The following is a 21,347-nucleotide window of genomic DNA, read 5'->3' on the forward strand; positions in this document are numbered from 1 at the left end:
CAATAAACGTGTTGATAAACTACCGCCCGAGGCCGTTCAAAAAGCTCCAGATGCAAGGCGCGGCAAGGCCTCAAGCGGAGGCGTACTCATAGTACGCTCCCGCATTGAGGCCGCAGCCGTAACGCAGCAGATGGACTTTTTCAACGGCCTCCTAGGCGGTATTTTGCGCTCCGGCTTCATAATCCCTGGACAGGTTTACGAACCTGGTAAACTCTTTAATAAAGGCCAGTTCCACCACGCCGGTGGGACCGTTGCGCTGCTTGGCCACGATAATTTCCGCTATGCCTTTTTTTTCAGTTTCCGGTTTGTAGTACTCCTCCCGGTAGATAAACATCACCACATCCGCGTCCTGCTCCAGGCTGCCGCTCTCCCTCAGGTCCGACATGATTGGCTTTTTGTCCTGGCGCTGTTCCACGGCCCGGCTGAGCTGGGCCAGGGCTATCACCGGCACTTCCAGGTCCTTGGCCAATCCCTTTAAGGAGCGGGATATTTCCGAAATCTCCTGCTGCCTGTTCTCCCGGCTGGAGCCGCTCAATAGCTGCAGGTAGTCTATCACAACAAGCCCCAAACCCTTTTCGGCCTTGAGGTTTCTGGCCTTTGCCCGCAGCTGGCGCACCGTGAGGCCGGCGGAATCGTCAATGTATAAATGCGCCTTGGACAATTTACCCGCGGCCTTCACCAGGCTGCTCCAGTCGGCCTCGTCAAGATAGCCGCTGCGCACCTTCTGCTGGTCCACCATGGCCTCCGCGCAAAGTATTCTCTGCACCAACTGGGCCCTGGACATTTCCAGACTGAACACCGCCACAGGCATATTGCTGTGCAGCGCCACGTTGTGGGCTATGGTCATACCCAGGCTGGTCTTGCCCATGGCCGGCCGCCCGGCCATGATAATCAGGTCGCCGGGCTGCAGCCCGCAGCACAGCCGGTCCATATCCGTAAAGCCGGTTTGTACGCCGGTAATTTGTCCCTTGTTGCGATATCTGTTTTCTATGATATTAAAAATCTCCAGCAGTATTTCGCTCAGAGGTTTGAACACCGCGGCGTTTCTGCGGCTGCTGAGTTCCATCAGCATCTGCTCGGCCTCGGTGACCAGTTTGTCCGCCTCTTCGCCACCCTCGTAGCCCATGCCGGCAATTCTTGTGGCGGCTGCTATGAGGCTGCGCAGAATAGATTTTTCTTCCACTATCCTGGCGTAATGCTCTACATTGGCCGCGGTAGGCACCATACCGATCAGGGACGCCACGTAGGTTACTCCGCCTATCTTTTCCAGCTGGTTGTGCTGTTTGAGGTGATCCGTGACTGTTACCAGATCGGGAGCTTTTCCCGCTTCGTCCATTTTTATAATAGCTTCAAAAATAAGCCGGTGGCTTTCAAGGTAAAAATCCTCCGCCTTGATATGCCTGATTACTTTGTAAATTGCCTCCCGGTCCAAAAACATGGCGCCCAGCACGGACTGCTCGGCGTCAATATTCTGCGGCGGAATCCTGCCGGGTAATTCAACGGTCATTGAAAATCTCCATCCTTAAGAATCAAATAATAATAGCATGTAAACAAATTACGCGGCGTTAATTAAATATGTCACGTTAACACATGGTTTTAGCCACAGGCGCGGTATATTTTTTATAAACCAAACGGGGCGGAGCATCGATGCGCCGCCCCATCCTCTTTAAATATTATTTTGGCTGGTGTTACGGCAGGTTAGTTAGTTGACCGGCCGGCCCTTGACCTTATCTCCAAAAATGTCGTCCAGTACCTCTTCCACCGTGCTCACCGGTAAAACGTTTATATTTTTAAGTCCCCCGGGAACGTCCTTATGGTTTTCCCCGGGCACCAGCACCCTTTTAATGCCCGCCTGCCGGGCGCCGTATATTTTCTCCGGAATGCCGCCCACGGCCCTTACCCCTCCCCGGATGGACAGCTCTCCGGTAACAGCCAGATTCTGGGGAATGGGAATTTCCTTGATGGCGCTGTAAAGTACCAGGAAAATGGCGACCCCGGCGGAGGGGCCGTCTATTTTTCCGCCGCCCACCACATTTATGTGCAGGTCATAGGAGGAAAGGTCCTCACCGGTGAATTTCCTGATCAGCGAGGCGGCGTTGAACACGGAGTCTTTGGCCATGCTTCCAGCGGTATCATTGAACCTGATGGTCCCCTGGCCCTCTTTTCTGGCCGGGAAAACCACCGCCTCTATCTCCAGCACCGAACCCAGGAAGCCATGCACTCCCAGTCCAAAAACTTTCCCCACCTCGAACCCGTCGGAGGCCTTGCGAATTACATAGGGGCTCAGGCGACTGGCTTGCAACACTTCGTAAACATCCTGCATTATAATTTTTATATTTTCCCCGGCGGCCCCGGACCCGCGGCTGACAGCCATTCCATACGCATCCGCCAATATGTTGACGGCTTTGCGGCCCTCTATGGTATACTCGCTTATTACCTCGGCCACGCCGTCCCCCAGTTCCACTTCCAGCTTGTCCACCGCCTGGGAAACTATTTTTCTCAGATCCGCCGGGGTTAGCGGCTCAAAATAAATTTCCGCGCAGCGGGAGCGGATCGCCGGATTAATCTCTTCCGGGTCCCGGGTGGTTGCTCCTATTAAAATAAAGTCCGAAGGGGCGCCTTCTTCAAATATCTTTTTTACATACCGGGGCACGTTGGGATCATGGGGATCGTAATAGGAGGAGTCAAAAAATACACGTTTGTCCTCCAGCACCTTCAAGAGCTTATTTTGCAATATCGGATCCATTTCTCCTATTTCATCTATAAACAGTACCCCGCCATGGGCGTCACACACCAGGCCCAGTTTGGGTTCCGGTACTCCGCTGTCCGCCAGGTCGCGCTTGGCGCCCTGGTAAATTGGATCGTGAACCGAGCCCAATAACGGGTTGGTAATCTCCCGGGGGTCCCAGCGCAGGGTTGTACCGTTAACCTCAATAAAGGGTGCCTCCTTGGCAAAGGGACTGCCCTTCATTTCCTTCACCGCCGACAGCACCAGCCTGGCCGCGGTGGTTTTGCCCACCCCCGGAGGCCCGTAAAGCAGTATATGCTGCGGGAAGGATGATGCGAGCTTTGCCGTCAGCCCCCGCACCGCCTGTTCCTGGCCCACTATTTCATCCAGCCTGGACGGGCGCAGGTATTCCATGGCCGTGCGGGCCAGCTTTTTCTGTTCCATTTTTTCCAGTATCGCCAGCTTTTTCAGGGTCTGGGCGTTTTCCGGACCGGTGCTTTCCTTCATCACCTGCATCCTTATTTCCTTGACATAATCCTCATGCTTTTGCTGCAGTTTATCGTTTATCTTTTTCTCTATTTCTTCCTCCACCGAGCGCCGGGCAATATTGTCGGCTATTTCATCCTCCAGCCGGTCAAGTATCTCAGGTATTTCGGCCAGTTCCGGAACATTGTCTATGGTGGGGTCCTCATGCACCAGCCGCTGCAGGGCCAGCACCCTTTCCTCCAGCAAATCCGAGCGCATTAACTGCAAGGCGTTCAATTTCCCCGCCCTTAAAACCAGTTTGTCGGAACCATACAGGTTGGCCACCAGATTGTATAAAGCATTAACCTGCCGTTTAAGCTGGTCCCGGCCGCCAGGTTCCTCCGCCTGTTCAAATCTGGCGCCGCCCTTCATTTTTCCCAGGAAAAACTTCATCTGACAAATACTCCTCTCTATTGTGCTAAAGCCTGGAAACCACTATCGGGTCGGAATCCAAAAAAACGGTAAACAGCGGGTCCGGCCGCATATGAGTGAGCCCTGGGTTCGGAAAGTGTTATTACCCTACCGAACATATGTTGGGGGACATTCCTCATCCCAAAGTCATATACATTGGGGACATTCCTCTGACCCAAAAGCCATATACATTGGGGACATTCCTCTGACCCGAAAGCCATGCTCCAAAGAGAGGTGTGTCCCCTTTCCTTAGATAGAGGTGTGTCCCCTTTCCTTAGATAGAGGTGTGTCCCCTAACCTTAGAGAAAGGTGTGTCCCCTTTCCTAAATTGCCTGTTTATCCCCGGCTTTCAGGCATGGGGCCTTGAGGCTGTTGGCGAGGTAAATGTTCGGAACAACCTCTTCCTAAAAAGTACAAATAAATAATATCTGAATTAATCCGGCAGGGAGGATATCTCTCAGGAGTTTTCCGCCACCACGGCCACCTGTATCTCCGCCTGCACCGAGGAATGGAGTTTCACGGTAACCGGAAATACCCCCAGGGTTTTTAACGGTTCTTTTAATATAATTTTCTTTTTATCCACTCCCAGGCCGAACTGTTTCTCCAGAGCCTCGGATATATCCTTGTTGCCCACGGCACCGAAGAGTTTGCCGCCCTCTCCGGCCTTCCCGGTCACTTTTACGGTTATCCCGCTTAATTCCCCGGCCAGGGCTTTGGCGGATTCTTCCTCCTGCTGTTTTTTCTTATCCTCGTAAGCCTTTTGCCGGGCCAGATCCTTAAGCTTTACCTCCGTGGCCTCCACCGCCAGGCCCCTGGGAATAAGATAATTCCGGGCATAGCCGTCTGAAACGTTTACTGTCTGGTCTTTTTTACCTTGCCCTTTGACATCTTGAAGTAATATAACCTTCACTTTTCAACCCCCTTTGGTGGTATCATCCCGGCCCAGTCGCCGCAAGTCCATTACCGGGTCCATCACGCCCAGCGTCAGCATCACGCTAAGGGCGAAGGGCCAATAAATCCCCACCATCACTACAATAAGAATTTTAAAGCCCCTGGCGATCTTCCATCTTTTTATAAAATAGGTAAATACCGATAAACCTAAAATAAAATGCAAAAAACCCATCACATATATAATATTTTTACCCAGGGTGGCCATGCCGGCTATTTTCAGCTCATCACCCAGCAGCAGCGTGCCCAGTCCCAGAATCCCCCCCCAGATGACATACCAGGGAAATTTCCAGCGGCTGAAGGACGGCAGGGGTGTTGTCTCGTACCTCAGCTTTATCAGCACCAAACGATTTAAAGCATAGGTAATATAGGTGGATATTAGCGACCATATCACCATGTTGGCAGGCAGCAGCAGGGCAAAAAGCCTGGCCATCTGCTCCATGGACTCCCGGAACTGCTCCCTGGCGGCGGCATCCACCAAGCCGGATTGGGTGTACCAGTCCAAAGCCCGGTCCATTGATTGTTTCATTTCTTCCCCCATATCAAAGGGGTTGATACCGGTAACCCAGAAACTAATTAGAAAGGTAAGCACGGTGGTTACCACGGCCACCACGGAGGCCGCGGCTATGGCCGGACCTGCGGAAACGCGGTTTTTAAACAACAGCCCCAGCAATAAGCCCATGGGCCCGGACTGAATAATCAACAGCAAAACCGTCAGCGGCCGCCCAAAGAGCATAAACATTAGCGCGGCGGCAACCGCCAGGGCCATCAGACCCAGCTTCAAATCCCTCCGCCGGACCAGCACGGCCAGGGGTATGGGCATCAGCAATGTGGTAAAAAACAGCAGCGGGGGTATATAAAGGCCAAGAAGCCCCAGCACCACCGTTATTGCCGCAAAAAAGGCCCCCTCCACCAGGGCCCTGTTGCCGGAATAGGGAACCAATGGATCACCTCTTTTTATCAACCAGATGCGTCAACATTTGAGAAAGATCCTGATACCATTTTTCCACTTCATGATCTTCCTCAATACCCTGCCTCAATTTGGCTTCTATTCTCATATCAAGCCGGGCAAAGCTGAAGCCCAGCCGCCGGCCCAACACATAACAGGTTACAATAATGCCGGAAAGAGCATCCAGCAGTTTATCCTCACTGCCCCGCAGCATGGCCTTGAACAGAGCAGCCACCGACGATAGCAGATCCGCCTTCAGCCACTCCACCACTCTGATGTTTCTGGCAAAGCCAGTTTTGTTGCTTTCCGGGAACATAAAAGGTACCTCCAAAAAAACAAAAGCGTCCATAAAATTAAACAATAATAAAAAATTAGCATCAAGGGACTATTCTTCAGTCAAACCCTATATTCCTGCCCGGGCAGCGGAGCTAAAAGCCTGTTATTTGTTGCCCTTCATGGCACTGTGGCACTCCATTTAGAAATAAAGGAAGGGGAACCTTTTAGCTCCCCTTCCTTTTCTATTCTGCTGTAAAGGGTATCAATGCAATGTTGCGGGCCCTTTTAATGGCTGTGGTCAGCATTCTCTGATGCCTGGCACAGTTTCCTGAAATCCTGCGGGGAAGTATCTTGCCCCGCTCGGTAATGTATTTCTTTAAACGGGGAATATCTTTATAATCAATTCCTTCCACTTTATCCACACAGAAGCTGCAGATGCGCTTTTTGCCTCTGCGTCCACGTTCGCGCTTCAAAGCCTTCCCTCCTTCTATCAAAACGGCGTATCGTCATCAACAAAACTAATTTCACTGGCAAAATCATCCTCGGACCCAAAGCCCCCACCACCCTGTTGCTGCGCTTCCTTGGCCCGATCCAAAAATTTAACCGTTTCTGCCACAACCTCTGCGGCCTTGCGGCGAATTCCCTGGTTGTCTTCATAGGAACGAATCTGTAACCGTCCCTCAACTGCCACAAGGCGGCCTTTACCCAGATAGTTGGCGCATACTTCAGCAGTTTTCTGCCAGGTAACGATGTCAATAAAATCGGCTTCCCTTTCCCCCTGCCGGCCTGCCCGTCTGTCCACGGCCAGGGTAAACTTTGCCACAGGGGTTCCGCTGGGTGTGTAGCGCAGTTCGGGTTCCCTTGTCAAGCGCCCGATCAGTATTATTCTATTGAACATCTTTTCACCGCCCGGTAATTCTTATCTCTTAAATATTTAATTACTAGTCGTCCTCCCGGACGATGATGTGCCGGATAATTTCGTCGGATATTTTGTATACCCTGTCCAGCTCCTCGGCCGTTTTCGGCTCGGCGCTGAATTTAACCACCACGTAGAAACCTTCTCTCATATGATCGATTTCATACGCCAAACGCCTTTTACCCCATTTGTCAATGTTGGTAATTTCCCCGCCGTTATTTTCGATCAGGGCTTTATATTTCTCAATTACCTCAGCATATTTGTCATCTTCCATTTCCGGACGAATGACAAATACAGTCTCGTACTTGCGCAACTCCTCTTCACCCCCTCCCCACGGACTAAACGGCCCTACCACCAGGGTAGAGCAGGGCGGATTTATGCCATAATTTTGGCTATGAGATTATAACATATTGAAATACCAATGGCAAGTCTTATCTTATCCTATCCATTCTTTATAAAAAAAGATTCCACATTAAAAACAGGCTCAACCGGGAGGAATGACCTGGGAAATGAGTGCCTTAACGCTTTTTTCGAACTTTGGCCGGGACAGCATCAGCACCCGGTTGCACTTGAGGCATTTAATGCGAAAATCAACGCCTGTCCGCATCACTTCCCACAGATCCCCCCCGCAGGGATGGGTTTTTCTCATCTTTACCACATCACCCACCTGGTATCTTACAAATGTCATGGTTACCATCCTATGCCCGGTATTTGCAAACTCTTTAAACGCTTTCCAGAAAAGCGCCGTAGGCCCTGTAGGCCATGTACACGTCCACCTTGCTGGCCACCTCAAAGGGCGAATGCATTCCCAGTAATGCCACACCGCAGTCAACAACATCCATATCGTAATTGCCCAGCAGGTATGCTATGGTGCCGCCGCCCCCCTGGTCAACCTTGCCCAGTTCTCCGGTTTGCCAGACTATATTCTTTCTATTGAATATCCGCCTCACCAGGGAAGTGAATTCGGCGGAAGCTTCACTGGAGCCGCTTTTGCCCCGGGAGCCGGTGTACTTTGTCAGTACCACGCCGCAGCCCAGCCTGGCTGCGTTTAATTTATCCATAACCCCCAGGTAGTTGGGATCCAGCCCGGCGTTCACATCGGCGGAGAGACACCGGGAATTGGCCAGGGCCGTTCTCACCATCAAATCGCGATAATTGCCGGTGGACATGGCAATTATCCCGGCCACGAAATTTTCAAAAAACAATGATTGCATTCCGGTGTTACCTATGCTGCCTACCTCTTCCTTGTCCGCAAGCAGCACCAGACAGGTTCTTTCCGGCTTTTCCATCTCCAGCAGGGATTGCAGGGCTGTATAGGCGCAAACCCTGTCATCCTGCCCGTAACCGGCCACGAGGCCACGGTCAAAACCCAGGTCTGAAGCCCGCCAGGCGGGTACCACCTCTAAATCGGCGCTTATCAGGTCCTCCTCCACAATGCCCAGTTCACCATTTAAATAGTCCAGCACCGATTGTTTAAATCTTTCTTTTATTTCACGGCTGTTAACCGGCACACCGCCCAACAATATGTTCAGCGCCTCACCCTCAACAGCGTCGGATAATTTCTTCTCCATCTGTTCCCTGGCCAGGTGGGGGAGCAAATCAGTAACTGTAAAAACAGGATCACCGGGTTTTTCTCCAATTGCCACCTTGATTACCCGGCCGTCCTCTTTAACCACCACCCCGTGAAGTGAAAGAGGTATTCCAACCCACTGGTATTTTTTAATCCCGCCGTAATAATGAGTTTTGGCCAGGGACATCATGCCCTCCTCATAAAGCGGCTGTGGTTTTACATCAAGCCTGGGTGAGTCAATATGGGCGCCTACAATGTTCAGCCCGTCGGTTAATGGCTTTGCGCCCAGGACTGCCAGTATCAATTGCTTATTTCTGTTAACGGCATAGATTTTATCGCCGGCCTTCAATCCGCTGCATCCGGTAATATTTACAAAGCCACATTTTTCCGCCGCGGTGATTGATGACTCAACAGCCTCCCGTTCCGTCTTGGCCATATTGAGAAAATCTATGTAGCCTTCATTAAATTTAAAAACGTCCGCATACTCCTGCTCACCTAGCTTATCCCAGGCAGAAAGCGGCGATTTTTCCTGGCCTGATTCAAATTTCAGGTTTGGCATAGGCTCCTCCAATATAAATAATATAAAATTATTATTTCCATATTGCTTATATTTATCTCGATTAACGGAACACCTGTTCTACACATTATTATACAATATTTCCCGGTGAAAAACCAGGAAGATCATTTTTGTAGATATTTATAACCTTCAAAAAATATGGCGCCATCCTGGAGTGGGCGAGGCCATCCGCAAGCCAGCGGGAGTCTTTGCCCCCGGATGTCATAGCCAGCGGCCACTGCAGGGATACAGCCAGGGCCGTAAGAATAAGCACCACGAATATTCCCCTGACCAGGCCGAAGGCCGCCCCGCCTATATTATTGATCAAACCTATTAATGTAAAGGAGAGAATTTTTGAAGCCGCTGTCCCTATAATGTATATCCCCTGTGATACCAGCAGAAAAATTAGCACAAAGGAGCATATTTCAAGAACACCGGAGGCCAGCAGCCTTGAGAAAGCGTCACCTATTTCCTGAAATTTTCCTTCCAGGGATAAGCGCGGTATCCAGTCCCCATATAATGTGAAATTATTAAAGTCCTGAAGCGCCGGAAGCTTTTCCATTATTTTTACCGGGTTAAGGGGAAAATTGGGCCAGATGAGGCGATCATATATTAGTGACCCCAAATGCCATTTTTCCTCGGCATATTCGGCCAGGTCCTCATAATAGGCGAAAGCGGACACCAGCCCCGCAATTAACCCGGTGAACCGGGCTGCGCCCTTAAGCAGGCCGGACCTAAATCCCTGCCAGGCCGACCAGGCCAAAATTATAATTATGACCATATCTACCCAATTCATCCAAACACCCCGACTGGTTAATTATAACAATTAATTTCTTGGAATGCACATACTATTTTATCAACTATTTAACGTGGAATGCTGTTATTCCTTCTCAGCGCCCCAATTACAGGCATTATAATTAAACCCGCCAGTAGAAGCAGCCCGCAGTAACCAAACATTGGATATAGAATTTTAACCAGGAAGGAGAATTTTAGAAACGCCACAGGGGTTATCGCTATGGCTAATCCAACCACAATTAATTTATATTTATTGCTGCCGGGTAGCGAAAGTCTCGCGGCAAAGCCATGCGCATCAGCCACCGCGGTGGTAAGTACTGCCACCCAGATCAGAAGTCCCATAAAAACTTTAAATGCTCCGGGAATAAATGAAGCGATATAAAGCATGGGGATCTCATAGCCTGTGATTTCCGGATAAAAATTAATCTCAGCCACAGTCACCAGCAATATAATCAGCGCCAACGCGGTTCCGCCTGCCGCCGCCCCCAAAACACCGTCCCTTAAGCTAACACTTTTACCGAGGGAGGAAAGGACTGCCACAGGAACAACCATATTATAGGAAACGTAAAGAACAGCATCCCGGAAAGCCCCGGTTTTCCAGGCATCAATCGCCTGCTCCGCCCCGTCGGCCGGAGGCCTTATCAGCAGCGCCGCCAGACACAGAATGGAAATGGCGCATATTTTTACCGGTACGAGAAAAACATTGGCCCCGACAAATCCCTTCATCCCCTTGAATAAAAATAAACAGCTAAAAAGAGCCGTGCTTATAATGCCCCAATGGCGGGGCAATCCCAGGTGTTCCGAAAAGACCGCCCCGCCGCCGGCCAGCATGACGGCAAATCCTCCGGGAAGCATTATCAGACTGAGCATATCAATTAATTTTGAAATTTTTACTCCCAAAATGGAGCGGAGAACAGCAAGATAATTACGGGCGCCCAAGGAAACAGACAGATACATTATCAACATGCCGAGGTAAATAAACAGGCCCCCGGCAATAATCGCCCCCGGTATTCCCATTTCCCCATGCTTAACAAAAAACTGCATTATTTCCTGGCCGGAGGCGAACCCGGCGCCAATAACCCCGCCAACGTAAACCATGGCCACTTTGAAAATAGAACGCAGACGCATAACCTCCCAACTTATGAAAGAATATACATCTTTTTTTGCTGCTTTTATCCGCCGACAGCCTGTAAAACCGGAAAGCCGGGAATATAAGTGAACCCTGTGTTCGGAAGGAGTAATTCCCCTTCCGAACATGAAATGGGGACATTGAGGAATGTCCCCATTTCATGCTTATGCCCGGAGAAATTTTTTATCCTGTTTTCAAGCTAAAAAGTGAATAAATCATATTATTGTTGGAAATAAATATACTTATATTGGCAATTGCGGGGGGAGTGCGGTGACTGCCTTGAATACCATTGAAAAGGAATTATTTCCTGCGAAAACCAGAATTCATATGGAAGACCCGCTGGCCGTGGCAAAATTCAGCTGGGACCTGGCCAGGCGTATAAATAGAGACGGTGTGAGCTGCCGTGAGCAGATTGTGCTGCTTTGTATCGGCACAGACCGCTCCACCGGGGATTGCCTGGGACCTTTGATAGGAACAAAGCTAAATTCCTGCCAACAGGAATATTTCAAAATATACGGCACACTGGATCAGCCGGCCCATGCCAGCAATTTAAATGAAAAGCTGGAAGAAATAAAGAGAGAACATGAGAACCCCTATATTATAGCCCTGGACGCATGTCTGGGCAGCATGGATAATGTGGGGTGTGTAAATATAGGTGACGGCGCCCTGCAACCGGGGTCGGGTGTCAACAAAAGCTTACCGCCGGTGGGGGACCTGCATATAACCGGAGTGGTAAACGTGGGAGGCTACCTGGAATATATGGTGCTGCAGAACACCAGATTGAACATAGTAATGAAAATGGCTGATTTAATTGTGGAAGGTCTTTTAAGAACCGTATCTCAATACAGCCAACTGGAAACCAGGGGTTTTTAGAGTCTGTTGAAAAATACATTTTAAAACAAATAGGCGTCTGAAACCCATTAAACGCTCGGGTTTTCCAGACGCCTTTCTTTCTATAACCGTAATTTCAGTTTTTTGTAATCAACACCCTTTAATCCCCGGCTTCCATTGCTATAAAACCGGCACTCCATTATTTTTTAAAAATGCGGCTATTTTATTGTAGGGAATTATAAAACCAATGCCTTCATACCCCGGCAGCTTGCTCACCACTATACCGACCACTTCGCCCTTTTCGTTAAAGGCGGGACCGCCGCTATTTCCGGGATTAACAGAAGCGTCGGTTTGAAAGTAATCTTCTCTCTCAGTGCTGCTAATCTGCCCCTGGGTAAATGTATCGGCCAGCCCTCCCGGAGCGCCCATAATACCCACGTGATCACCCTGAACAGGGTTTTGCCTGGAAAATTTTAAAAATTCTTTTGGGGTATAACCATCAACCTTCAGCAGGGCGAGGTCCGGAGTCTCTGACGCGGCTATAACCTTAGCGTTCCGGTTTGCAGTTTCTCCATCATTGATAACTGTCATCAAGGGTTCGGCGGCAACATGTTTGTTTGTAACCAGGTGTCCGGCGGAGGATATATAAAACCCTGTGCCCATGCCCTTTGAGCTGAAAAGCATCACGGTGGCCTGGCGCACCCTGGGCAATATATCGTTAAACAGGCCGTCTCTAAACAGCAGGCGGCTGATGACCGAAGCCATTTCCTCCCTGGTAACGGCCTTTTCCGGCTTGAATGTTCCATCGGCATACCCGGTGATAAGCCCCGCCCTGGACACCCTTTCTATATCCGCCGCGCTCCAGCGTCCGGCGGCAACATCTTTAAACAGCTCGCACAACCCCCTTTATCATTATTAAAAAATTTCCTCCGGTATCAGGCGACCGCTTTTCTACTGCTATCATTAATATGCAAACATTTATAATGGTATTTATTAATCCTGCCTGGATGAAAAAATAACCGCCTTAAAAAAGGCGGCTTTGACAGACTATTGTATTGCTGTGTAATATCACCTGAATTTTTTTCAAGGCAGGACTATATTGTATCGTTGTATAGCCCATGCTATGGTTGCCGCCACCAGTATTGAAGGCAGCATGTTGCCCACTTTCAATTCCTTTATTCCCAGTATATTAATGCCGATACCGGCAATAAGCAGCCCGCCTGTTGCGGTAAGTTCGGCAATAACCTCCGGGCTAAAAAGATTTTTTACCAAATCTGCCAGCACGGTTATTCCGCCCTGGTAAAGAAAAACCGGTATGGCTGAAAAAATAACGCCTATACCCATGGTTGAGGCAAAAAAAATAGCGCTTATACCATCCAGCAGCGATTTAGCAAAAAGAGTGGTATGGCTGTTTGTAAGGCCATCCTCTATGGAACCCAGTATAGCCATGGCCCCTACACAGTAAATGAGGCTGGAAGTTACAAAAGCCCGGCCGATATTGCTTTCCCCCCTGCCGAATTTTATTTCCAGCCAATTGCCCATTTTGGCCAACTGTTTTTCTATGGCCAAAAATTCTCCTGCGATTCCCCCAATGACCATACTTATAATAACTATCAATATATTATTTGTTTTAAAAGCCATCTGGGCTCCCACCAGCAGCACCGCCAGTCCGATACCCTGCATGGCTGTTGTTTTAACAGCTTCTGAAATGCCTTTTTTTAATATTATGCCGATTAAGCTGCCGGCGACAATGGCGGCGGTATTAGTTATTGTTCCCAGCAATAATTTCACTCCTCCGGGGATAGGTGACAATCCAAATACATCTTTACCATTATTCTTATAAATTATTTTCTCACAAAAGAATTGTTACCTGATGTTATAAAGCCTTTAAATATAAGTAATGGAGTCAATTGTTTCACGTGAAACAATATTTCTACATAACTTCCTCCTGACCGGTGATTACCTTTACCAGCCACTTTAAATCATCTTCTCCGCTATAATAAATTACTATTTTTCCGCCACCGCCCTCATCAGAAGATATCTTTATTTTAGTAGCCAAAATATTAAACAACTGTTCTTCAAGGTCTTTAATCATATATGATTTTCTACCCTGCCTGCGGATTGTCTTTTGCCTTTCGGCCACTGTTTTAACAAGCTTTTCCGTTTGACGGACATTTAACTGCTTGTCCATTATTTTCTGAGCTATTTTTAATTGTTGCTTATGATCCTCTATGGACAGCATTGCCCGGGCATGTCCCGCGGTAATACTGCCGTCCACTATCATATTTTTTATATCCAGCGGCAGGGACAGCAATCTCACCATATTGCCCACAAAAGGTCGGCTCTTGCCAACTCTTTTTGAAACATCCTCCTGGGTAAGCCCGAAATCATCCATAAGCACTTTATAAGCCATGGCCTCTTCCATGGGATTCAAGTTTTCCCTCTGGATGTTTTCTATCAGGGCCACGGCAGTGGCTTCCAGATCATCATATTCCCTTATGATGGCCGGTATTTTTTCCAGGCCCAGCCTTAAACAGGCCCTCCATCTTCTTTCCCCGGCAATTAATTCATAATCTCCTCCACCCAAGGGCCGGACTACTATTGGCTGTACAACACCGTGCTCTTTTATGGACTCGGCCAACTCCAGCAGCTTATCTTCATCCATCAGTTTTCTCGGCTGCTTGGTATTGGGGACAACATCAGATATTTTTATTTCCCTTAATTTAACATTGCTGTCTGTTTCCTGATTTACAGGTAACAACGCTTCCAGCCCTTTTCCCAATCCCCTTTTTTTATTCAATACCCATCACTTCCTTCGCCAGATCCTGATAAACCTCCGAACCCCTGGAACGCCGATCATACACCATTACAGGCTTACCATGGCTTGGCGCCTCACTGAGCCTTACATTCCGGGGAATGATTGTTTTGTATACCTTGTCTCTAAAATGTTTTTTGACCTCTTCAACCACCTGGATGCTCAAATTGGTTCTCCCGTCAAACATGGTAAGGAGTACACCTTCTATATTTAATCCCGTATTTATTTGCTCCTGAACCAATCTAATGGTGTTTAACAGCTGCCCCAACCCCTCCAGCGCGTAAAACTCGCATTGTATAGGAATAATTACCGACTCAGCCGCGGCCAAAGCGTTAATGGTTAACAGCCCCAGGGAGGGAGGGCAGTCAATAATCAAATATTGATAATCATTCTTTATCCTTCTCAAGGGTTCCTTTAGCAGGTATTCCCTGTTTCTTATCCCCACCATTTCTATTTCCGCACCGGCCAATTCCATTCTCGCCGGCAGCATCCATAGATTATCGATTACACTTTTGGTAATTACATTTTCAATATTTAGCCCGTTAATCAAAATATCATATATCGTATTATCCAGGGCATCCTTATTAAACCCCAAACCGCTGGTGGCATTCCCCTGGGGATCAATATCCACCAGCAGCACTTTCTGTCCCATCAGGGAAAGCCACGCCGAAAGATTCACCGCTGTGGTAGTCTTGGCGACTCCTCCTTTTTGATTGGCAATGGCAATTATTTTCCCCAATTTTTTCACCCCGTTCACTGGTAAAGAAAGGACATACATCATCTTATATTAATTTAAGTCCCTTCTTAAACAAATTCAAGCCGCCCCTCTTAAATCCCTTTATTATTTTTTTAGGGCAGTATATCCAAAATTCATAAAAGGGACATTCCTTCCCGGGTTATTTCCCCATCTAAAATGTTTTAAGGAATGTCCCTTTAATTTTATAAAAATAATTCAACGGCGTTCATATCAGTTCCTTCTATAAATAGTTTGTTATTAATTATTTAGATCATTTAAAATGGGCGCCGCCAAAAAGTATTCCGGCTATAAGTATAAGTCTGAAAGCTTGCCAGAAGGTAATTTCTTTTAAATTAAAAACCTGGGGCATGGTGGTGTTCCAAAGCCATTGAAAAAACCAAACCACCAGAAATAATAGTGCAATTCCCAGCACTACCAAGCCCATGGTATTTGGAAAAAACAAAATATCACTTCCTTGTTCAAATATTGTATTTCTATTGCTTTAACAAAAAAATTAAACTTATTATATCATATACTCAAATCTTATCCCGGGAATAAAATACGCCACATGTCGAAACGGATGTGTGGCGTTAAAATTTAACGATTTAGTTCAGGTTGCAATTTTATATTACCTGGTAAACATTAATCACCGTTAATAAAAAAGCCGTTATTACTACCAAAAAACTTTATTAATATTTTAAACTATAGCGGCTTTTTTGACGGTATGCCCGCTCTCCTGGGATATTCACCGGGGGTAGGCCCTATTTTTTTAATAATAATTATATTTCGTAAATCACCCAGCACAGGTAGATTTATTGTTTTTAATTCATATATCTCCGCCCCGGTATTCTTTAAGGCGGCACCGGATTGTTTTATTTCTTCGCCGGCGGCGGGTCCTTTCATTGCCAAAAAACTTCCTCCCACTTTTAAAAGGGGAATGCAGTATTCCAGCAACACGTTAAGCGGCGCCACAGCCCGGCTGACCACAGTATCAAAACTTTCCCTGTACTCACCGGACCTCCCCATATCTTCAGCCCTGAACTGCACCACCCGGGCCTTTTTCAATTTCAGTTCCAGGATAACCCTGTCCATAAAGCACACCTTTTTTTGCACCGAATCTGTTAAAACAATATTCATTTCCGGGCACATTATTTTTAACGGAATGCCGGGAAATCCCGCTCCGCTTCCCACATCAGCCACATTTTTTTCTTCAAAATTATAAACCAGCATACAGGTTAGTGAATCCACAAAATGTTTTATGGCTGCGTGTTTTTGGTCCACGATGGAGGTGAGGTTGTATTTTTTATTTTCCTCCACCAGCAGATTGTAATATATATTAAACAGTTTTAAATTTTTTTCATCAACCTCTATTCCCAATTCCCTTGCACCATTTTCCAGGTACATTTCAAGTTCGGAATGCATTGCTCCGGCAACTCTCCTTAGCCTTTTCTTTCTTCACGAGGGATTGTCTCCGACTAACTCCAACTTTTTTAAATCCGCCAATCTTTTTTGCTGCTCCAAATGTATAAGCAGCACGGATATGTCCGCCGGGCTCACCCCTGATATTCTGGCCGCCTGGCCTATGGATTCAGGCTTTATTTTATCCAGTTTCTGCAGGGCTTCTGTGGAAATACCCCGCATATCCCTGTAATTTATGTCCCGGGGTATTTTTTTATTCTCCAGTCTCTCGAACTTTTCCACCATAGCCAATTGCTTTTTAATATAGCCCTCATATTTTACTTCAATTTCAATTGCTTCTCTTATTTCTTCCGGCAGGGCAAGGTCATAGCCGGGCAGCATATCCACCAGATCATTATAGCCTATTTCCGGCCGCCGCAACAAATTTACCATCGAGGTGCTTTGCTGCAAGGGTGTGGACCCCTTCTTGGCCAATATATCCTTTACATTTTCGGTTACCGTCACCGTGGTCTTTTTCAGCCTTTCCATCCCGTCCTCAACCATTTTTCTTTTGCCGGAAAATGCGGCATAACGTTTGTCATCCACCAGACCTATATTAAAGCCCTTTTCGGTGAGTCTCATGTCGGCGTTGTCATGCCTTAAAAGAAGCCTGTACTCCGCCCTGGAAGTCATCAGGCGATAAGGTTCGCTGGTTCCTTTTGTTACCAGATCGTCTATCAGTACCCCTATATATGCCTCGGATCTGGACAAAACGAAAGGTTCCCTGTTTTTAAGATACAATGCCGCATTTATTCCGGCCATTATACCCTGCGCCGCGGCTTCCTCGTAGCCCGATGTGCCGTTAATCTGCCCGGCTGAAAAAAGTCCTTCAATACTCTTCGACTCCAGGGAAAGTTTAAGCTGGGTGGGGTCCAGGGCGTCATATTCTATGGCATAACCGGTTCTCATTATTTGCACATTTTCCAGCCCGGGCAAAGTCCTTAACATGGCCATCTGAACATCCTCGGGAAGGCTGGTGCTCATGCCCTGAACATACATTTCCGTGGTATCCCTGCCCTCCGGCTCAACAAACACCTGATGGCCGGGCCTTTCCGAAAACCTCACCACCTTGTCTTCTATGGACGGGCAATAGCGCGGCCCGGTGCCTTTAATAAATCCGCTGTAAAGAGGCGAGCGATGAAGGTTCTCCCGAATGATTCGGTGCGTTTCCTCATTTGTATATGTAAGCCAGCATGATATCTGCTTTCTCTCATTAATATCGGTTATGTATGAAAAATTAAATAATCTTTCGTCCCCGGGCTGTTCCTCCATTTTTTTAAAATCAATGCTTCGGCTGTCCACTCTGGCCGGTGTGCCTGTTTTAAACCTCAGTAATTTTAAGCCGAGCTGGGCGAGGTTGTCCGAAAGGGCGACCGAATTTGAATTACCGCTGGGGCCTCCGGGAAAAGCCAGGTCCCCGATTATAATTCTTCCTTTTAAATATGTTCCCGTGGTGAGTATAACAGCGGGCGCGTGGAAAACAGCCCCGGTACTTCCCATCACACCGGCCAGCCGGTTGTTTTTTAACACTATTCTTTCCACCAGAACCTGTTTGACATCTAAATCAGGCTGATTTTCCAATATACTCTTCATATTCATCTGGTAAATGAACTTGTCCGCCTGGGCCCGCAAAGCATGTACGGCAGGCCCTTTGCCGGTGTTCAGCATACGCATCTGCACCGCGGACCTGTCGGTATTCAAGCCTATTTCCCCACCCAAGGCGTCTATTTCCCTCACCAGCTGTCCCTTTGCCGGCCCTCCCACGGAGGGATTGCAGGGCATTAGGGCTATATTGCCCAGATTTAAAGACACCACCAGAGTTTTACAACCCATTCTTGCGGCGGCCAAAGCCGCCTCGCAACCGGCATGGCCCGCCCCCACCACAATAACATCATAATTTCCGGCACTGTATTCCATGATACACCTCACTTTCCAATACAAAAATCTGTAAAAATTCTATCCAGCAAATCCTCCGTAACGGTGCTGCCGGTGATTTCCCCCAGTGACTCCCAGGCCGCTCTTAATTCCACCGATAACAAATCCGGCGGCAAATCGGCTTTTAATGAAACTATAAAGTCCTCCATATTTTTTTTCGCATTTATTATTGAAGTCTGGTGCCTGACATTGCTCACAGTGACAGCCTCCGGCATATTCATGCCCCCGGCCAGCGCCACTTCCACTATTTTATCCTCCAGTATCTTTAAACCCTCCCCGGTAAGAGCGGACAATTTCACCACCGGAAAACCACAGTCCGCCGGGTCATTTTCCTGTAAATCAATTTTATTCATTATTACAAGTATCTTTTTATCCTTAAATCTGCCCAGAACCCGCTTGTCCTCACCTGTTATACCGGTAAGCACATCCACCACCAGTAATACCAGATCCGCTCCTTCAAGGCTTTCCCTGGTTTTTTCTACGCCTATTTTTTCCACAATATCTTCCGTCTCCCTGATTCCGGCCGTGTCGATAAGCTTTAATGGTATACCGCGAATATTCAGCATTTCCTCAATTATATCCCTGGTGGTCCCCGGAATTTCAGTGACGATTGCCCTGTTCTCCCTGAGCAGCGCGTTCAGCAGCGAGGATTTGCCCACATTGGGACGCCCGGCTATAACGGTGCGAATTCCTTCCCGGTAAATTTTTCCCGTCTCCGCGCCGGTAATCAATTCTTCCAGCTGGATTTTTATCAATTCCGCTGATTTCATCATTTCAATTTTTGTTTTTTCCTCAACCTCATCCTCGGGAAAATCAATGGCCGCTTCCAATCCAGCCAGCAATCCAAGCATTTGATCCTGTATATTTGTGATTTTGCCGGAAAGCGCCCCCTTAAGCTGGTTCATGGCTACCCTGAGAGACGAGTCTGTTTTTGCCCTGATAATGTCTATTACCGATTCGGCCTGGGTCAAATCAAGCCTGCCGTTTAAAAAAGCTCTTTTTGTAAATTCTCCGGGCAGACCCTGCCTGGCTCCGGCTTCAATTACAGTCTTCAAGACTTCTCTTAATGGAACAGTTCCTCCGTGGCAATTTATCTCCACCACGTCCTCCCTGGTATAGGTGTGCGGCGCCTTCATCACTGAAAGCAGCACCTCGTCAATAATCCCCCGGTGCACAGGATGAACTATATGACCGTAATACATCCTGTGGCTGCCCTTATACCAATCCTTTCCCCTTGGGCTGACAAATATTTTTTTTACAATCTCCAGGGCCTCTTCCCCGCTGATTCTGACAATTCCTATTCCCCCTTCTCCCAGGGGAGTGGAAACAGCGGCAATTGTATCATAAAGCATTAAACAGCACCCCACATGAATAGCATGAATAATTACATTTGAGACATTGCCTTTAAAAAAACCCAGCCGGTTTTTCATCCGCTGGGTTTATTTTCTCAATATTTTTTTGGTGCTATTATTATTTTCCGGTAAGGTTCTTCTCCCTCGCTAAAGGTTGCTATGTCGTCCCTGCCCTGCAGAGCGGTATGAATAATTCTTCTTTCCAGTGAATTCATGGGTTCCAGTACCACGTTCCTGCCCCTCTGCCTGGCCTTGTCCGCCAACTTCATGGCGAGTTTTTGCAGTGTTTCTTCCCTTCGCCGGCGATAACCTTCAACATCAAGGAATATTTTTTTTCTTTGCTCCTGGTTTTTGTTCACCGAAAGGCTTACCAGATATTGCAGGGCATCCAGGGTCTCTCCCCTTCTGCCTATTAATACTCCTAAATCGGAACCCTCCAGGTTAATATGTACATTTCCTTCTTCTTCCTGTATATTAACTTCGGCCTCAACGTCCATTGCCCTTAAAACATTGCCCAAAAGATCCTTTGCCCGTAGTCCGGTGGTATTTTTTATGCTTACCTTCACCCGGGCGGGTTTTGCTCCCAATATTCCGAACAGTTTCTTTGAAGGTTCCTCCAAAATTTCTATTTCCGCGTTTTCCCTCTCTATCCCCAACTCGTACAGCGCCTGATCAACGGCATCCTGAACCGTTTTAGCGGTTTTTTCTATTGTCTGCACCTTCGGTTAGCGCCTCCTTCATGGCCAGGGTATGTTTATTTACAAAATATTGTTGAATAATGCCCATAAGGTTAAATGTTACCCAGTAAACCCCGAGCCCGGCGGGAACCGTGGTGGTAATCCAGGCGATAAATACCGGCATGGTGTAAAGCATCATCTTTTGGGTTTGATCCTGGGAATTGGTAGTCATTCTTGTCTGAAAATATGTGGTCAGGCCAGCCAGCAAAGGTATTAATACAACAGTTGGATTGGACATAAACTGGTTTAAATGATAAACATTGCTCAGGTTACCTATCCATAAAAAACTGGCGTGTTCCGGATCGGCATACTTAAAACCTAACAAAGCCCTGTACAGGGCGATAAGTATGGGCATCTGAATGAGCAGCGGCAAGCAGCCGGCAGCAGGGTTAACATTGTGCTCCTTGTAAAGCTCCATTATTTTTTGCTGCATTTTCTGAGGGTCTTTACCCTTGTACTTGTCCTGTATTTCTTTAATCTTGGGCGCCAGCTTCTGCATCATGGTCATGGACTTCATTTGCTTTAAACTTAAAGGGTACAATACCAATTTAATTATGATGGTTAAAAGTATAATTGCCAGCCCGTAGCTTCCTATGCCTAACGTCAGTGTAAGGTGGTACAACATGTTCATCAGCGATGTCATACCGCCTACCAACGCATGCCATAACTCAGCCAATAAA

General features: G+C 47.6%; 23 protein-coding genes. 1 reads left to right on the plus strand and 22 read right to left on the minus strand.

Annotated features, from left to right (window positions below; genetic code table 11):
• Positions 1-151: 151 nt before the first annotated feature.
• From dnaB to DCCM_RS03220, 12 genes are all read right to left on the minus strand, one after another.
• Positions 152-1,507 (minus strand): replicative DNA helicase, encoded by a 1,356-nt coding sequence (dnaB, locus tag DCCM_RS03160; protein WP_104371010.1) that lies wholly within the window; start codon positions 1,505-1,507, stop codon positions 152-154.
• Between the two features lie 195 nt (positions 1,508-1,702).
• Positions 1,703-3,646, minus strand: a complete 1,944-nt coding sequence (gene lonC / locus DCCM_RS03165; RefSeq protein WP_104371011.1) for a Lon family ATP-dependent protease — start codon at positions 3,644-3,646, stop codon at positions 1,703-1,705.
• A 475-nt stretch (positions 3,647-4,121) separates the two neighbouring features.
• Entirely contained in the window at positions 4,122-4,574 is a 453-nt protein-coding gene (rplI, locus tag DCCM_RS03170; RefSeq protein WP_104371012.1) for a 50S ribosomal protein L9, read from the minus strand.
• A 3-nt stretch (positions 4,575-4,577) separates the two neighbouring features.
• A complete protein-coding gene (locus DCCM_RS03175) occupies positions 4,578-5,555 on the minus strand; it encodes a YybS family protein (RefSeq protein WP_165792000.1) in 978 nt (325 codons plus the stop codon).
• 4 nt (positions 5,556-5,559) lie between these two features.
• A complete protein-coding gene (locus tag DCCM_RS03180) occupies positions 5,560-5,877 on the minus strand; it encodes a MazG-like family protein (RefSeq protein WP_104371014.1) in 318 nt (105 codons plus the stop codon).
• Between the two features lie 202 nt (positions 5,878-6,079).
• A complete protein-coding gene (rpsR, locus tag DCCM_RS03190) occupies positions 6,080-6,310 on the minus strand; it encodes a 30S ribosomal protein S18 (protein ID WP_104371016.1) in 231 nt (76 codons plus the stop codon).
• Positions 6,311-6,327: 17 nt separating this feature from the next.
• Entirely contained in the window at positions 6,328-6,735 is a 408-nt protein-coding gene (locus DCCM_RS03195; protein WP_104371017.1) for a single-stranded DNA-binding protein, read from the minus strand.
• 43 nt (positions 6,736-6,778) lie between these two features.
• Positions 6,779-7,066, minus strand: coding sequence for a 30S ribosomal protein S6 (rpsF, locus tag DCCM_RS03200; protein ID WP_104371018.1), 288 nt, complete (start codon positions 7,064-7,066; stop codon positions 6,779-6,781).
• Between the two features lie 171 nt (positions 7,067-7,237).
• Positions 7,238-7,441: a DUF951 domain-containing protein gene (locus tag DCCM_RS03205; RefSeq protein ID WP_104371019.1), complete on the minus strand. Its 204-nt coding sequence runs from the start codon at positions 7,439-7,441 to the stop codon at positions 7,238-7,240.
• Between the two features lie 34 nt (positions 7,442-7,475).
• Entirely contained in the window at positions 7,476-8,882 is a 1,407-nt protein-coding gene (locus tag DCCM_RS03210; RefSeq protein WP_104371020.1) for an aminopeptidase, read from the minus strand.
• A gap of 88 nt (positions 8,883-8,970) precedes the next feature.
• Positions 8,971-9,675 carry a CvpA family protein gene (locus DCCM_RS03215; protein ID WP_104371021.1) on the minus strand — a complete coding sequence of 235 codons (705 nt, stop codon included), beginning with the start codon at positions 9,673-9,675 and terminating at the stop codon, positions 8,971-8,973.
• Positions 9,676-9,743: 68 nt separating this feature from the next.
• Positions 9,744-10,802 carry a YkvI family membrane protein gene (locus DCCM_RS03220; protein ID WP_128739074.1) on the minus strand — a complete coding sequence of 353 codons (1,059 nt, stop codon included), beginning with the start codon at positions 10,800-10,802 and terminating at the stop codon, positions 9,744-9,746.
• A 328-nt stretch (positions 10,803-11,130) separates the two neighbouring features.
• Between DCCM_RS03220 and yyaC the strand changes: the two genes are divergently transcribed.
• Positions 11,131-11,676 (plus strand): spore protease YyaC, encoded by a 546-nt coding sequence (gene yyaC, locus DCCM_RS03225; RefSeq protein ID WP_104371041.1) that lies wholly within the window; start codon positions 11,131-11,133, stop codon positions 11,674-11,676.
• A 138-nt stretch (positions 11,677-11,814) separates the two neighbouring features.
• Here yyaC and DCCM_RS03230 read toward each other — a convergent pair whose 3' ends face one another.
• From DCCM_RS03230 to DCCM_RS03275, 10 genes are all read right to left on the minus strand, one after another.
• On the minus strand, positions 11,815-12,534 hold the full coding sequence (locus DCCM_RS03230) for a trypsin-like peptidase domain-containing protein (protein WP_104371023.1): 720 nt from the start codon (positions 12,532-12,534) through the stop codon (positions 11,815-11,817).
• Between the two features lie 183 nt (positions 12,535-12,717).
• Entirely contained in the window at positions 12,718-13,416 is a 699-nt protein-coding gene (locus DCCM_RS03235) for a DUF554 domain-containing protein (protein ID WP_104371024.1), read from the minus strand.
• 151 nt (positions 13,417-13,567) lie between these two features.
• Entirely contained in the window at positions 13,568-14,434 is an 867-nt protein-coding gene (locus DCCM_RS03240; protein WP_104371025.1) for a ParB/RepB/Spo0J family partition protein, read from the minus strand.
• Positions 14,427-15,188, minus strand: a complete 762-nt coding sequence (locus tag DCCM_RS03245; protein ID WP_128739076.1) for a ParA family protein — start codon at positions 15,186-15,188, stop codon at positions 14,427-14,429. Before DCCM_RS03245 ends, DCCM_RS03240 begins: the two co-directional genes overlap by 8 nt.
• A 268-nt stretch (positions 15,189-15,456) precedes the next feature.
• Positions 15,457-15,648 (minus strand): hypothetical protein, encoded by a 192-nt coding sequence (locus tag DCCM_RS03250; RefSeq protein WP_104371027.1) that lies wholly within the window; start codon positions 15,646-15,648, stop codon positions 15,457-15,459.
• A 239-nt stretch (positions 15,649-15,887) separates the two neighbouring features.
• Positions 15,888-16,607, minus strand: a complete 720-nt coding sequence (gene rsmG, locus DCCM_RS03255) for a 16S rRNA (guanine(527)-N(7))-methyltransferase RsmG (RefSeq protein ID WP_104371028.1) — start codon at positions 16,605-16,607, stop codon at positions 15,888-15,890.
• Between the two features lie 33 nt (positions 16,608-16,640).
• On the minus strand, positions 16,641-18,560 hold the full coding sequence (mnmG, locus tag DCCM_RS03260; RefSeq protein WP_104371029.1) for a tRNA uridine-5-carboxymethylaminomethyl(34) synthesis enzyme MnmG: 1,920 nt from the start codon (positions 18,558-18,560) through the stop codon (positions 16,641-16,643).
• Between the two features lie 8 nt (positions 18,561-18,568).
• On the minus strand, positions 18,569-19,930 hold the full coding sequence (gene mnmE / locus DCCM_RS03265) for a tRNA uridine-5-carboxymethylaminomethyl(34) synthesis GTPase MnmE (protein ID WP_104371042.1): 1,362 nt from the start codon (positions 19,928-19,930) through the stop codon (positions 18,569-18,571).
• Positions 19,931-20,025: 95 nt separating this feature from the next.
• Complete coding sequence (gene jag, locus DCCM_RS03270) at positions 20,026-20,649, minus strand: RNA-binding cell elongation regulator Jag/EloR (RefSeq protein ID WP_104371030.1); 624 nt, start codon at positions 20,647-20,649, stop codon at positions 20,026-20,028.
• Positions 20,624-21,310: a YidC/Oxa1 family membrane protein insertase gene (locus tag DCCM_RS03275; protein WP_104371043.1), complete on the minus strand. Its 687-nt coding sequence runs from the start codon at positions 21,308-21,310 to the stop codon at positions 20,624-20,626. The genes jag and DCCM_RS03275 overlap by 26 nt, the downstream gene beginning before the upstream one ends.
• Positions 21,311-21,347 lie beyond the last annotated feature (37 nt).

The organism is Desulfocucumis palustris, from assembly GCF_002933875.1.
In the GTDB taxonomy this organism is placed as follows: domain Bacteria; phylum Bacillota; class Desulfotomaculia; order Desulfotomaculales; family Desulfocucumaceae; genus Desulfocucumis; species Desulfocucumis palustris.